Genomic DNA, 13,941 nt, shown 5'->3' with positions numbered 1-13,941 from the left:
GGCGCCGTGCCGCGCCTGCACGATGGCCGGCGTCGAGGACCTCGGGCCCGGGCGCTCAGACGTCGTCGAGATCCTCGTAGCTCTTCGGATCGCCGATCGGCTCGAGGTGGGCGGAGACTCGCAGGCCCGGATCCGAGCGGACCAGGTCATCGATGAGGTCCTCGGTGTAATCGTGCCCCTGCTTGACCGTCCAGGCGTCGGGTACGAGCACGTGGAGGTCCATGAAACGGCGGTTGCCCGCCTCGCGGATGCGCATGGCGTGGAAGTCGATGCGCCCGGGCTCGCGGCGGGCGCCCAGCACCTCCTCCACCCGGGCGATCGCCTCGGCGGCGGGGGCCGCGTCCATGAGCCCGCTCACCGACTCGTTGATGAGCTTGAAGCCCATCCACATGATGTTGAGGCCCGCTCCCAGGGCCACGAGGGCGTCGAGCACCGGTGAGCCCGTGATCGCCACGATCCCCACGCCGATGAGAACGGCCGCGGAGGTGATGACATCGGTGGCCAGGTGCTTGGAGTCGGCGATGAGCGTGGCCGAGCGCTCGGCGCGCCCCGCCCGGTGCAGGACCCAGGCGACCCCGCCGTTGATGAGCGAGGCGATCACGGAGACCGCCAGGCCCAGTCCCAGCTTCTCGGGCATGACCGGGTGGATGATCCTCTCGGCCGCCGTGACGATGATGAAGGCGGCGGCGACGAAGATCATGACGCCCTCGACCACCGCTGAGAAGTACTCCGCCTTGGAGTGGCCGAACTGGTGGTCCTCGTCCGCCGGGCGGATCGAGACCTTGAGGACCCACAGGGCCACCACTGCTGCCACCAGGTTGACGACTGACTCCGCGGCGTCCGAGAGGAGCCCGGCCGAGCCGGTCACCCATGCCGCCCACGACTTCAGGGCGATGGTGGTCAGGGCGGCCCCGATGGACAGCCACGCGTACTTGGAAAGGTCCTGGGGCGGGGCGTAGCGCGAGCCCATGGGCGAGCGCCGCGGCGCCGGGGGCGACGGCGAGGGCCGGGAGGGCTGAGGAGGCTGAGGGGGCAGGGACTGCGACGGCACGCGCCCGATCCTCCCCCCGGGCCGGTCGTGCCCGCCAGCGGTGGTTTCGGCGAGCCTGAGGCGGCAGTGCCGGTCGGCGGGCGGCAGTGCTGGAGACAGGGCGGCGCGGTCGCGCCCGTGGTTCGACCCCGCCGCGTGCGGGCCTGGCCGCCGCGCATCCTCTATCGTGTGGCCGTGCTGTCAGCGATCTGCCTCCCCATCGCGCTTCACCCGGCGCAGATCACGGCCCTCGGCGCCCTGCCCGTCACCTTCCGCGCCATCGACCTGTCCGGCGTGCTGCTCAACGGGATCCTGGGAGCGCTCATCGCCCGTCGCAAGAACTTCGACCTCGTGGGCTTCGTGGTCCTGGCGATCCTCACGGCGACGGCCGGCGGCATCCTGCGCGACGTCATGATCCAGAACGGCCCTCCCTTCGCCCTGACGGACCCCTACTACCTCTACGCCGCCTGCGCCGGGGCGGTGATCGCCTGGGTGGTTCCCTTCACCTCGCGCCCGGCCCGACGCTTCCTCGTGGTGGCCGATGCCGTGGTCCTGGGGGTGTGGGCGGCCACGGGCGCCACCAAGGCCCTGGCGAACGGGCTGGGCGTCATGCCGGCGCTGCTCCTGGGCTGCCTGACGGCGGTGGGAGGGTCGATGATCCGCGACGTGTCGGTGGGGGAGACGCCGGCGGTCTTCGGCGGCAACAAGCTCTACGCGATCCCGGCGCTGTGCGCGGCGCTCACCGATGTGGCGATGGTGCGCGTCGGCTTCCACGAGAGCTGGGGCATTCTCGTCGCCACGCTCGTGGGGGCCGGGATGTGCCTGCTCGCCTACTGGCGCTGCTGGCAACTGCCCGTGGTGGGGGACCGTGAGATGCGGCGGCGCGCCCGGGGCGGGGCGGGGGCCAGGCCCGCCCGGTGGGCGATCCCGAGCGCATCCGCGATCGGATGGCGCCGCGGGCTCATGGGCCCTCGTCTCAGGGGGGACGGCGCCCGGCGGGCGAGCACGGGCGACGGCGGATCCTCCCGGGGACGGCGCGGCCGCAAGCCCCTCGCCCCCGAGGACCTCTGAGGGCCAGGGCTCTCGTCGGAGCCGCGCGGAGGAGGGGTGCCGCGCGGTGGCGCTACTCGACGGGGCGGATCGTGGCGTCGTCGACGGCGACCGCGGTCGGCTCCGAGCCCCTCGCCGGGGCCGGGGCGGCGGGGGAGCCGAAGAGGCGCTCCTTGACGGCGTCGGCCACCTTGTCGGTGACGGCCTCACCCTGCTGGCGCACGGCCTGCGCGACCTTCGCCTGGGCGGCGTCGACCCGGGTGCGGACGAAGGGCTGCTCGGCGACGCCCCGGGCGGTCGCCTTGATGCGCTCGTACTGGGCGCGGCCCGCCCGGGTGCCCAGCACGTACCCGGCGCCGAGGCCGAGGACGAAGGGGAGCTTGCTCATGCGTGCCTCCTAGATATGCGCGGCGGGCGCGTTGTGCCCGGGCCGCGGCGCCCAGCCTAGCCGTCCGACGACTCCTGGGCGAGGCGCGCGGATGGCGGCGGTGCCGGAGCCTCGGGGATGCCATCGGCGGCGCCGACGGCGGGTCCGTTCCCAGCGCTGGGCGGGCAGGGAGGCGAAGCATGAGTTGGCCGACGAGCCCGGCCAATCCGATGCCGAGAGGGACAAGGAGGCTCGGAACGGCATGCACGACACCCGACTCAATGGACTAGGTCGGGACCCGTGTGGTCGAGGCCGGAACGCCCCCGATCTGGCGCAACACCCCACCGCCCTCACCAACCACGACTGGATCCGACACCGCCGGAGATTCGGTCTCCGGCCCAGCGGTCTGACCGTCGGCCGATCGTCCTCGTCCTTCAGCGTCCCTCGCCGCCGATCGCAGCGGGCAGTCGGGAGGCCAGTTCGAAGCCATTGGTGCCCGTGATCACCGGGACATCGGCCTCCGCGAGCGTGTGGGCCGCCGGCCCGATGCCCATGGGATGAGCGGTGATGCCCCCGGCGAGCACCTGCTCGGTGGCGCTCAGTCGGCGAATCGCCACCGCGGCCACGCGATCCGCGTGCTCACGGGCCACCTCGCCGTAGATGAGGGGGTCGTGCTGGCCGTCGTCGCCCACGAGCAGCCAGCGCACCTGGGGAAGATCGATCATGAGGCGGCGCAACTCCGTGCGCTTGTGCTCGATGCCGCTGCGGAACCACCCCGTGTTGGTCGGCCCCCAGTCCGTCATGAGCGCGGGCCCCTCCGGGAAGCCATGGCGGGCGAAGAAGGCGCGCAGCGTCGGCATGACATTCCACGCGCCCGTGGACACGTAGAACACCGGCGCCCCCTCATGGGCCCGCTGAACGCGCCGGTACAGCCGGGCCATCCCGGGCACCGGCTCGCGCGCCGAGGAGTACTTCACGAGCTGGTTCCACGCCGCCACGAGGATGCGCGGCACGTGCGAGATCATCGCCGTGTCATCGATATCCGAGATGATCCCCAGGGTCGGCTCCGGGCCCACCACGAGCACGCGCGCGCTGGACCGCCCGGCCCCGGCGGCGTCGATCACCGCGTCATGCCAGCCGGCGCCCAGGCCGTGCCCGCGCACGACGACGTCGATGTACCCCTCACGATCCGCCCGCGTGCGGATCCGGGCGCCGCCCACCGTGATCGTCACCGGGAGGAAGGGCACCGGCGCGTCGATGAACAGGCGCCAGCCCCGCTGCGCATCCGCCAGGGAGATGCGGGCGTTGTCGATCACCTCCGCCGCCGAGGCCGGGCGCCTCTCCGGCAGGGAGCGGAACAACGGACCCTCGGTGGGGGCGTCCACGGGCCGCAGCACCATTCGAGCCAGCACACGCGCCATATCGGCGCCGCCCGCCTGGTCAGAGCTGGTTCCGTAGCCGTCGTAGGCGACAACGCGCGGGCGCCAGCCACGGCGCTTGAGCACGGGGATGACGTCGCGATGGAACTGGTCCTCCACGGCGCGGGCGATATCGAAGAGCGGCACCCGCCGATTTTACGGGCGCCGCCGCCCCCGGTGCGCGATCACGCCCCGAGTGCCGTCAGCGGCACGACGGCGTCGCCGTCGGGACGCGTATAGGCGATGCCGGTCGGGATGACCACGACGCAACGGACCGGTGGACGCTCAACCTTGGCCGAGACCCGTAGGAGGTTCGCCGCCGCCTCATCGACGGGGTTCACCCCGAGTTCGACCTCATGGGCTCGTCCAGACCGAACCAGGCCGGCCATCCGGCACGGACCAGCCGGGAGGTGACGTCCTCCATTCCGCCGGGGCCATCGACACCCGCGGGCTCCTCGCCCCGTAGCAGGGACGTCAGGGAGACCCCGGCGGAGGAATCGGCGGTCTCGCTGAGGGTCATAGGTCGCATGGTCGAGCCCATCATCCGCCCCGGAGTGGCGCAGCGGGTCGTCGTCGGGAGTGAAGGAGCCGGTGAGGACGAGAGGCAGGTCATGGCGGCGGAACACGCCGCCTGGTGGAGAAATCCGCTAGTTCCTGGTGGAGAACTCCATAGGGCGGTAGTGGAGTTCTCCACTGGTCGGTGTGCGACGCCGGTGGGTGCGGACGGGGCCAGTCACGGTTCTCCCCGCCGGGCGGGATGACCCCGCGCACTCGTTCCTCGGCCGGAGGTGTCAATTCTGCTGCCGTGGGACGATCCCGCTGAGGAAGCGCCGGCAGCGATCGTTGGGATCCCGCCGATCCCTCACATGCCTCCGGTGCGCCTCCTCCGCCACGGCAGCAGAAGTGACGCGGGGGCGCTCCGCGCCGCTCCCGTGGACGTAGCCTCACGACTCCCGGGAGTCAGCCGGGCGGTCCGCGCCCTCGCCCTCCGGCGCGTCGGCGTCCGGATCGTATGCGTCGGCGTCCGGGCCGTGCGCGCCGAGCGGGGCGCGGGCCCACAGCACCGCTCCGGCGACGAGCGCCCACAGCGTGTAGGAGGAGCCCAGCGGTCCCGCCCACCACGGCCAGTCCTGCTCCACGTGGTTCTGCTCGGGGAACCACCACTGCATGGCCAGGGCGAAGACGAGCCCGCCGGCCGCCGTCACCGTCATGAGGGCGGGCGAGCACCAGCGCCAGGAGGCGACGCCGAGGCCCATGAGCAGCGGCAGGCACCACACCCAGTGGTGCGACCAGCTGATGGGGGAGACGAGCAGCCCGCAGGTCATCACCACGCCGGTCTGGAGCAGCAGGATCAGGCCGTCCGAGGCGGAGGCGCCTCGTCCCAGGGCCCTGGCCAGGAGCACGGCGCCGATCACCGCCAGGAGCGCGAGCCCCGCCCACGCCGGGCCCCACATCCCCTCCGGCAGGGCCCGGGCCACGAGCCCGCGCAGGCTCTGATTGCCCGAGTAATCGGGGAGCCCCGCGCGCGAGGGGTCGAGCATCGCCTGACCGAAGAACCGCGCCGATTCCTGGGGCGAGGCCACCCACGCCGCCGCCGTCAGCCCGGCGGCCGTGGCGACCATCGTCGTCGCCGCCCGCCACTCGCGGCGCACGAGGAAGACGAGGATCGCGATCGCCGGGGTGAGCTTGATGGCCGCGGCCACGGCGCTGCCCACCCCCCGCCAGCGCGAGCCGGCGGGCACCACGAGCAGGTCGAGCGCGACGAGCATCATGAGGATCGCGTTGATCTGCCCGTACTCCATGGTCTTGTCCAGCGGCTCGGCCACCAGGCAGCCCGCCAGCGCGAGCCACACCCCGCCGGTGAGAGCCTCCCTCCCGCGCGCTCCCAGGCAGCGCAGACTCGCCCAGCCGGTGAGGGCCGCAGCCCAGGGCGTGAGCGCTGTGAGCAGGACCTGCGCGGCGCGATCGGTGATGAGCAGCATGGGTGTGAAGACCCACGCGGCGAAGGGCGGGTAGGTGAAGGGCCATGTCCTCTGCCCGGGGTTGGCGTACCAGTCGTAGAGCGAGCCGCCGGCATGCCACTGGGCCACGGCGTGGTAGTAGATCCACGCGTCGAGCTTGAACGAGGGCACCAGGTCGTTCCACAACTGGTGGACGGGGATGAGCAGCAGGCCCGCGCAGCCCAGGACGAGGAGGGCGGGGGAGCGGAGGATGGTGTCCAGCGCGCGCTGGTGCGAGGCTCCCCTCGCCGCGGGGCCGTGCGGGGCTGATGTCATTCGTGCTTCTCCAAATCGGTTCTCGCCTTGGCTGATCGCAGCGTCGGCAGCCCGACGATGGTAGCGAGGACTCCCATCCAGGCGAAGCCCGCCACGAGGAGGTATCCGCCATGGGAGCCGGTGCGGTCGATCGCGTAGCCCGCCACGAGGGAGCCCAGGGAGACCCCCATGTTGAGGGCGGTGCCGATCCAGGCCAGGCCCTCGGTCAGCTGGGAGGCGGCCACCGTCACCTGGACGATGTTGTTGCCGATCGTCACCGTGGGGGCGATCGCCATGCCGGTGAGCGCCATGACGACGGCGATCGACACCAGGCCCGGCATCATCGGCAGGGCCGAGCACCCGACGGCCAGCCCGGTGACGCCGGCCAGGAGCTGCTTCCACAGCGGCCACCCCCAGGCGCGCGCCCCGAAGGCGAGTGCCGCGCTGAGCGAGCCCACCGACCACGCGGCGAGCACGATGCCCGCCGCGGAGGGGTGCCCGAGCTCCTTGGCGACGGCGACGGCGGCGACGTCATTCGCCCCGAACAGCCCGCCCGTGAGCATGAACACGGCGATGACCGCGAGAACCGCCCCGTGCCGCAGCACCGGGGTCCGGGAGGCGCCCCCGCCCGACGGGGCGACGCCGCCCCCGCCCGACGGCGCCCCGCCCCTCGCACGGCCCCGCCCGCGCCGGGTGCGGGGATGCGCCGGGGGCTCCGTGGACCTCTGGGACAGCAGCCACGCCCCACCCCCGGTCTGCAGCAGCGCGCAGGCGACGACGCCCGAGGCGGCGGGAAGCGCCGACGCGGTGCTCAGGGCGGTGGCCAGCGGCGGGCCGATGACGAAGGCGACCTCATCGAGCGCCGCCTCAAGGGAGAAGGCCGCGTGGAGGTCCTGCGGGGTGTCCAGCGCCATGGTCCACCGCGAGCGGGCCAGCGAGCCCATCGACCCGGTGAAGGCGCCCGCCACCGCTGCCAGGACGAGGACCGCGGGCAGGGGAGCGCGCGTGGACAGGCAAGCGATGAGCGCTACCAACGCGCTCGCGGAGACGGCCAGCGCCGGGCGCATGACGGCCGCCTGTCCCCGGGTGTCGACCTGCCTGGCCAGGAGCGGTGAGCCGATCGCCTGAGCGACGACGAAGGCCGCACTGACCGCGCCGGCCGCCGAGTAGGAGCCGTAGACCGCCTGGACGGTGAGGATGAGGGAGATCCCCAGCATCGACATGGGGAACCGGGCGATGAGCGCTGCGCTGGAGAAGCGCAGGGCACCGGGCTGGCGCAGGATTCGGCGGTAGGACGGCATACGTGGATGGTAGACGCGGGCGCGCCGCCCGAGCCCTGACGGCGCCGCGATGCCGGGGCGCGGGCGCCGCGCGGGTTCAGTTCTTCGAGGTGCTCTGGACGCTCTCGCGCGAGAGCGTGAAGCCCTTGCCGGTCACCTGGCTCCAGCAGGAGATCCCGGACTCCGAGGAGGTGCAGGCGTAGTCGCCGTGCTTCGCCGAGGCGCCGTAGTTGAGCGTGACGCCCCCGCCGGAGAATGAGGTCGTGCATTTCCCGGTGGCCTCACCATTGCCGACGGTGGCCTCGTAGGGGGAGGAGGTGCAGCCGCCCTGGCTGAAGGAGTGCTCCTTGATGATGCAGGTCGCGCCCGAGTCGGTCAGGGTGCAGGAGATATTGCCCGACGGCGCTGTGAAGGCTCCGAGCTCGGCGGCGTCCGACGGCGCCGGGAAGGCCTTCTTGCCCGTCGGGCTCGCCGAGGCGCTGGCCGAGGGGGTCGGCGGCGCGGCGTCCTGGGCGGTGGCCGAAGCCACCGGCTGCTCCGTGTTCGCCCGGCTGGCCTTGGTGGCGTCGTCGTCCTCGGCGAGGACCCAGAAGACGATCCCCCCGATGAGGGCCAGGACCAGCAGGGCCAGGAACCACAGGAACAGGTTGGAGCGCTGGTGGCTCTCCTTCCTCGGCGGCACGGGCTCGCCGACTCCGGGCAGGAGCGGCTGCTGGTCGTAGCCCTGCGCGTAGGAGTACTGCGGCTGCTGCGCGACTCCCGCGTAGCCGGGCTGCTGGTACGCGGGCTGGAAGGCCTGCGGGGAGGCCTGCTGCGCGGCCCAGGCGGGGTCCATCGGCTGCGCGGCCTGCGCCGTCGCGGCGGACTGGGCCGCGGGCGGGACCGCGATCGTGCCGGGCATGGCGCGCGTGCTGGGGCCCCTCATGGCGGCGGGGTCGATCGGGCTGATGGGGCCGGCCCCGCTGGGCCGGGATGCCAGCGCGGCGTCGACGGCGGCGTCCCCCAGGGATCCCAACCAGTTCAGCAGGTCCGGGTAGGTATTCGGATTGCGCGCGACGTACGGGCGCAGCCCCGGGTAGTTCTGAGCGAGCTCGTGCAGCTCCGCCCAGGGGGTCGTGGGATCCTGAGCGCGTGCGATGAGCTCGTCCTGAGCCTGAGACATGACGGTCCTTCAGCGGCGATCGGGGGCCGGGAGCCGCCGGGGGAGGCGAGGGTCCCGGAGTGCCGGGGGGCACTAGCGGCTGCGAGCCTACCTGAGGGAGCCGTGATGACCATAGGGAGCGGGAAGGAACGGTATGGTCAGCCCCAGTGCGGCAACAAGGAGGGCGGGACCAACCGATGAGCGAGACCACTGATCCGGTCGCCGGCGCGGCCGTGTCCCGGGCCCCCATCGTCGGCGCCGCCACCGATGTCGGTCGCATGCGCACCGCCAATGAGGACGGCTACCTGGCGCTGGAGCCCGTGTACGTCGTCGTCGACGGCATGGGCGGGCACTCCTCCGGGCGCCTGGCCGCCCGCACCGCCCTGGAGCGGATCTCCGCCCTGGCCGGGAGCGTCATCGACGACGCCGCTCAGGTCATCGAGGCGATCGAGGACGCCGGGGAGGAGGTCGACGCGCTGCCCTCCTCCGGCTCGCACCGGCCCGGCGCGACCATCGCCGGCATCGCCCTTCTCCACCCCGGCGGCGTCCCCGCCTGGCTGGTCTTCAACCTGGGTGATGCGCGCGTCTACCTCCTGCGCGACGGCGGGCTCCACCAGGTCACCACCGATCACTCCAAGGTCCAGGAGCTCATCGAGTCCGGTGAGCTCAGTCGGGCGGACGCCCGCGAGGACTTCCGCAAGAACATCGTCACCCGCGCCCTGGGCGGGGGGCTGGCGGGCCCCTTCACGCCGAGCGCGCGCCTCCTGCCCGCCACGGGGGGCGAGCGCTTCCTCGTGTGCTCCGACGGCCTGAGCGACGAGCTCGACGACGACGAGCTCGCCCTCATCCTGGGCGCCGGCCTCACCCCGCAGCGCACGGCCGAGGCCCTCGTCGCCGCCGCCCTGGAGAACGGCGGGCATGACAACGCCACGGCACTGGTCGTCGATCTCGTGGAGCGCCCGTCGCTCGTCGGCGTCGTCACGGCCCCCGAGCAGCCGGGGGGAGGTGCGTCGGATGCCCCCGGCTGATGAGGGCGCTGTCCCCGAGGGCCGCTCGGCGGAGACCCTGACCGAGGCCGAGCGCGGCGAGGTGATCGTCGGGATGCTCGGCACGGCCCTCCTGGTCCCCGGTGCCCCCGAGCACGTGGCCGCCGCCGTTCTGGCGGCCCTGGGCGGCCCCGTGGTCCAGGGCGACGACGGCGCCGTCCAGGGCGCCGCCGCCCAGGCCGCCATTTCCACCGGGCCGGAGCCCCCCGATCCCGATGAGCCGGACCGGCTCGCCGCCGCCGACGAGCCCGATGACCCGGCGGGGGCGGAGCCCTCCCCGGACGCCCCGGTCCCCGCATCCCCGGCCGTCGCGGGCGCAGGGGGCGCAGGGGAGGCAGTGGGCGCGGCGGGTGCGACCAGCGCGCCGAGCCCCGATGAGGCCGCCTCGCCGTGGGACGCGATCGACGGCGTCGACGACGAGGACCTGCCCGCCACCGGCGTCTGGGACGAGGCCGAGGAGGACGTCGGGCCCGCGACGGCCGAGATGCCCGGCCCGGCGCAGGCCTCCCAGGATGATTCCGACAGCTACGACCTCTTCGACTCCTTCCCCGAGCCCGAGCCCGGCTCGGGCAGGCGTCGGCGCCGAGCCTCCTCGGCGCCCACCGCGGGCAGTGCGTCCGCGGGCAGCCCCGCGATCGGGGCCGCGGGCAGTGCGTCGGTGCCCAGCACCCTGCCCTCCTCCGCCGTCGCCGAGGCCCTGGCGACGGCGATGGTGCGCGACGCCCGCCCCGTCCTCGCCCTGCTGCGCCTGTCGACGGGGCAGGACGTCCTCGTCCGCGCGGGCAGCGAGGTGGTGGTCGGCAGGGCGCCCCAGTCGACCAGCGCACGGGCCGCGCTCGTCGTCGTCCCCTCGACCTCCCACATGGTCTCCCGCTCCCACGTGCGGATCACCACCGCCGGCTCCTCGCTCCTGGCGCAGGACCTCGACTCCTCCAACGGCACGACCCTCAACCGCCCCGGCTGCCCTTCCGTGCTCATCGCCTCGGCCCTGCCCACGCCCTTGAGCATGGGGGATGTGCTCAGCATCGGCGATGGCATCACCCTCAGACTCGTCGCCCCCTCCGCGTCGCCGGGGGCGGCGCCGCCGGCCCAACCGGCCATCGCCCCGTCGGCGACCGCCTCATCGGCCCCGCAGGCCGAGATGCTCCCGGCGGGTCCGCTGCCCATGCCGCCGCTTGTATCCTCGTCATCGGCGACTCCGTGGATCCCGTCGCAGCCATCGCCGCCCTCGGTCCACCCATTCCAGCACTACCAGCAGTAAGCAAAGGATTCTCCCCATGACCAGTGACGCAACGTGGACGGAATCGCTGCCCTCCGTCGACCCCGACCGCCCCGAGGAGCTCGTGCTCGACTTCTCCGGCGAGGTGCACAGGATCGCCCCGGACGAGACCTTCGTCATCGGCCGCGGCGGGGACCTCGACATCGATGACAACCCCTACCTCCACCGGCGCTTCGTCGTGCTCGTCCGGGAGAACGGCCTGTGGTGGATCGCCAACGAGGGCTCGCGCCTGTCCGCCACCCTCACCGACGGCGATGGGCTCGTCCAGTCCCGCCTCGCCCCCGGCGCGCGCATGCCCCTGGTCTTCCCGCGGGTCATCCTCACCTTCTCCGCCGGCCCCACCACCTATGAGATCGACCTCATCACCGCCGGCGAGGATCACTTCGCGGGGATCGACGGCGCCCGGCAGTCCACCGGCCAGACGACGATCGGCGTCACCCCGATGACCCGCTCCCAGCTGCTGCTCATCCTCGCCCTGTCCGAGCCGGTGCTGCGCCGCGCGGGCACCGGCGCAGCGGAGATCCCCTCCTCGCAGGCCGCCGCCGCGCGCCTGGGATGGCCGATCACCAAGTTCAACCGCAAGCTCGACAACGTCTGCGAGAAGCTCGACCGCGTCGGCGTGCGAGGGCTGCGAGGGGGCAGGGCCGAGGGTGCCGCCTCCAACCGCCGGACGGCGCTCGTCGAGCACGCCGTCTCCACCCTCATGGTCACCGCCGAGGACCTGCCCATGCTCGACGAGGAGCTGGCCGCCAACCGAGCCGCGGCCGTCGCCCCGGTGACCACTGCTCCGACCAAGATGGACGGCGCCGCGAAGGGGGCGGGAGCCGACCGTGCCTGAGACCTCCTCGCTCGCGTCCTCCCTGAACCCCTCCTCCTCCGCCCCCGTCCCCTCCGCCGCCAGTCCCTCCCCCCGCCGGGGGCGGGCACTGGCCATCACGGCCGCCTGCCTCGTCGCCCTGCTCGCCGTGGGCAACTTCGCGGCCCGCCCCGCCCTGGACTCCTACCTCTCCGGGCGCGTGGCCTCCGCCATCCGCCAGGCGCTTCCCGGACTGGACAAGGACGCCTCCATCACCACCGGTGATGACCTCATCCTCCAGCTCCTCCACGGCCGCGTCGACTCGATCAGCATCGATGCCTCCCGGCTCGACCTGCCCGTGAGAGCGGATACGGCCAGCACCCTGAGCGTCGGCGACGTCCACGTGGAACTCACCGGCGTGAGCACCTCCGGCCCGCATCGCGCGCGCAGTGCGCTCGCCACGGGGATCGTCGACTGGCAGGGGGCCAACGACCTGGTGACCACCGCCAACATCAATCCCAACGATGTGACGGTGGACGTGGTGCGCCCGGGCACGGAAACGGACCCCGGCAGCGCCCGCGCCTCCGGCGTCGGCTACGGCTCCGCCTTCGAGATCGTGTTCGAGCCGCGGGTCACGGACGACGGCGGCCTGAGCATCACCGTCAGCTCGGCGAAGGCCGACGGGGTCGAGGTGCCCATTGACGGCCCCGACTCCGAGGGGGGCAGGATTCTCACGCTGCTGGGCATCCCGATCGACGGAGTGGAGATCACTCCCGATCAGCTGCCCCAGGGCTTGAGGATCAGCCAGGTCATGGTCACCGACAACGGCCTGAAGATCTCTCTCGCCGGCAGTGACGTGACCATGAGCGAGTAGGACGGGCAGGAGCGGGCATGACCGACGAGGACCTGGGCGGGCGCGACGCCGTCGCCGGTGCCGGGGCCCCTGACGGTCCCGGCGACGCCGACGAGCCCTCCGATCCCATCGGCGCCGATGATCCAGACTGCGTTGACGGCGCTGACAGTACCGACGGTGCCGACGGTGCGGATGGCACTGACGCCTCCGGCGGCCCCGCGGGGGCCGGGGGAGCGGCGGGGGCCGACGACCCCGATGAGCGCCCTGAGGATGGGCCCCCGGTCGCCGAGGACCCCGAGGGTCATGAGAACTCCGAGGGCCCGCAGGGCCTCGGGGATGCCGATGAGGAGCCCCGGCGCCGCCTCCTGACCTGGCGACGGGGGATCGCCGTCGTCGTGATCCTGGCGGCGCTCCTCGGCCTGGCCGGGGTGGGGGCGGAGCATTACGCGCGCCGCGAGATCACCTCCCGGGTTCTCGGCTCCCTCCACGGGCTCTCCCCGGATGCCAGGCTCAGCCTCGACGGACCCGTCCTGCCCCAGGTCGTGCGCGGAGAGCTCGACAGTCTCAGCGTCACGGCATCGACCCTGACCATCGCGCGTGGAGGGGCCCCCGCGACCCAGGCCGCCGCGCCGGCCCCGGAGCCCGCGCCCGAGCCGACCCCGGGGGACAGGGGCCTGTTCGGGGGGCTCCTCAACATCGTCACGGGCGCCCAGGACTGCTCCGTTCCCGGGGTCGGCGACCCCGCGGCGATCCAGGGCGCGCAGCTGAGCGATGTCGTCGTGGCGGTCGAGGGACTGAGCACCTCGGGCGCGCATCACGCCGACCACGTGGCCCTCACCGGGACCTTGCCCTGGGCCGAGCTCGATCGCATGGCGGGCCTCGTCGTCGTCGGCGTGTCCTCGCCCTCCTCATCGGCGCTCCAGGAGAGCACGGCCGACTCCCCCGGCACGGCGATCCTGAGCGGGACCATCTGCGGCCAGGGCGTGGGGATCAACCTGGCGCCCGCCGTCACCGAGGCGGGGGGCGTGAGCCTGACCGTGACGAGCATCTCATGGGCGGGCAAGGAGATCCCCGCCGATCAGAGCATCGCCGGCAGGACCGCGCTGGAGTGGCTGGGGATGGGGTCCTCGTCGATCGAGCTCCCGGCCGATGCCCTCCCGGCCGGGTTCCGGGCCACCAGTGCCCAGGTGGGGGTCGACGGCATCGATGTGAGGGTCGAGGCCTCGGACGTCGACCTGTCCGCCTCCGCCGTCTCATAGCCCCCCTCTATATGCGAGACCGGTCGAAACCGTCATCGAAACCGGTGGCCGGTCCTCCGGACCAGCGCTCCTATGTTGTGGGTGTCAAGGTGGTGGGGTGGTAGGTGGGGTTGTTCAGGGCTTGTTTGAGGGCGTGGTGGAGGTTTCGGGCGACGGCGCGTTTGAGG

The 13,941-nt window shown here is 73.1% G+C and carries 13 protein-coding genes; 6 read left to right on the top strand and 7 right to left on the bottom strand.

Annotation, left to right across the window (positions count from 1 at the left end; all coding sequences use genetic code 11):
• Nucleotides 1-55: 55 nt before the first annotated feature.
• On the bottom strand, nucleotides 56-970 hold the full coding sequence (locus B1H55_RS06880; protein ID WP_073454389.1) for a cation diffusion facilitator family transporter: 915 nt from the start codon (nucleotides 968-970) through the stop codon (nucleotides 56-58).
• A gap of 255 nt (nucleotides 971-1,225) precedes the next feature.
• Here B1H55_RS06880 and B1H55_RS06875 point away from each other — a divergent pair, with 255 nt between their 5' ends.
• A complete protein-coding gene (locus tag B1H55_RS06875; RefSeq protein ID WP_370427872.1) occupies nucleotides 1,226-2,101 on the top strand; it encodes a trimeric intracellular cation channel family protein in 876 nt (291 codons plus the stop codon).
• A 52-nt stretch (nucleotides 2,102-2,153) separates the two neighbouring features.
• Here B1H55_RS06875 and B1H55_RS06870 read toward each other — a convergent pair whose 3' ends face one another.
• The 6 genes from B1H55_RS06870 to B1H55_RS06845 all read right to left on the bottom strand — a co-directional run bounded on the left by B1H55_RS06870 (nucleotide 2,154) and on the right by B1H55_RS06845 (nucleotide 8,562).
• A complete protein-coding gene (locus B1H55_RS06870; RefSeq protein ID WP_073454387.1) occupies nucleotides 2,154-2,468 on the bottom strand; it encodes a protoporphyrinogen oxidase in 315 nt (104 codons plus the stop codon).
• A gap of 413 nt (nucleotides 2,469-2,881) precedes the next feature.
• Nucleotides 2,882-4,012: an App1 family protein gene (locus tag B1H55_RS06865; protein WP_073454385.1), complete on the bottom strand. Its 1,131-nt coding sequence runs from the start codon at nucleotides 4,010-4,012 to the stop codon at nucleotides 2,882-2,884.
• Between the two features lie 190 nt (nucleotides 4,013-4,202).
• Complete coding sequence (locus B1H55_RS06860; protein ID WP_073454383.1) at nucleotides 4,203-4,385, bottom strand: hypothetical protein; 183 nt, start codon at nucleotides 4,383-4,385, stop codon at nucleotides 4,203-4,205.
• A 424-nt stretch (nucleotides 4,386-4,809) separates the two neighbouring features.
• The gene (locus B1H55_RS06855; protein WP_077240604.1) at nucleotides 4,810-6,141 is read right to left on the bottom strand and encodes a glycosyltransferase 87 family protein; all 1,332 of its coding nucleotides are present in this window, start codon (nucleotides 6,139-6,141) and stop codon (nucleotides 4,810-4,812) included.
• Complete coding sequence (locus B1H55_RS06850) at nucleotides 6,138-7,421, bottom strand: MFS transporter (RefSeq protein ID WP_073454381.1); 1,284 nt, start codon at nucleotides 7,419-7,421, stop codon at nucleotides 6,138-6,140. Before B1H55_RS06850 ends, B1H55_RS06855 begins: the two co-directional genes overlap by 4 nt.
• A gap of 76 nt (nucleotides 7,422-7,497) precedes the next feature.
• Nucleotides 7,498-8,562: a variant leucine-rich repeat-containing protein gene (locus tag B1H55_RS06845; RefSeq protein ID WP_077240603.1), complete on the bottom strand. Its 1,065-nt coding sequence runs from the start codon at nucleotides 8,560-8,562 to the stop codon at nucleotides 7,498-7,500.
• Nucleotides 8,563-8,738: 176 nt separating this feature from the next.
• Here B1H55_RS06845 and B1H55_RS06840 point away from each other — a divergent pair, with 176 nt between their 5' ends.
• The 5 genes from B1H55_RS06840 to B1H55_RS06820 are packed head-to-tail and all read left to right on the top strand — an operon-like array spanning nucleotide 8,739 to nucleotide 13,774.
• Entirely contained in the window at nucleotides 8,739-9,569 is an 831-nt protein-coding gene (locus tag B1H55_RS06840) for a PP2C family protein-serine/threonine phosphatase (protein WP_073454378.1), read from the top strand.
• On the top strand, nucleotides 9,556-10,848 hold the full coding sequence (locus B1H55_RS06835; RefSeq protein WP_115736994.1) for an FHA domain-containing protein: 1,293 nt from the start codon (nucleotides 9,556-9,558) through the stop codon (nucleotides 10,846-10,848). The genes B1H55_RS06840 and B1H55_RS06835 overlap by 14 nt, the downstream gene beginning before the upstream one ends.
• A 16-nt stretch (nucleotides 10,849-10,864) precedes the next feature.
• Nucleotides 10,865-11,704, top strand: a complete 840-nt coding sequence (locus B1H55_RS06830) for an FHA domain-containing protein (RefSeq protein WP_077240601.1) — start codon at nucleotides 10,865-10,867, stop codon at nucleotides 11,702-11,704.
• On the top strand, nucleotides 11,697-12,536 hold the full coding sequence (locus B1H55_RS06825; protein ID WP_115736993.1) for an LmeA family phospholipid-binding protein: 840 nt from the start codon (nucleotides 11,697-11,699) through the stop codon (nucleotides 12,534-12,536). Before B1H55_RS06830 ends, B1H55_RS06825 begins: the two co-directional genes overlap by 8 nt.
• Nucleotides 12,537-12,553: 17 nt before the next feature.
• A complete protein-coding gene (locus B1H55_RS06820; RefSeq protein ID WP_077240599.1) occupies nucleotides 12,554-13,774 on the top strand; it encodes a hypothetical protein in 1,221 nt (406 codons plus the stop codon).
• The last annotated feature ends 167 nt before the right edge of the window (nucleotides 13,775-13,941 follow it).

It is taken from the genome of Actinomyces denticolens (assembly GCF_002072185.1).
Lineage (GTDB): Bacteria > Actinomycetota > Actinomycetes > Actinomycetales > Actinomycetaceae > Actinomyces > Actinomyces denticolens.
The sequence above is the reverse complement of the archived record's forward strand: the minus strand, read 5'-3'. Positions and strand labels throughout refer to the sequence as shown.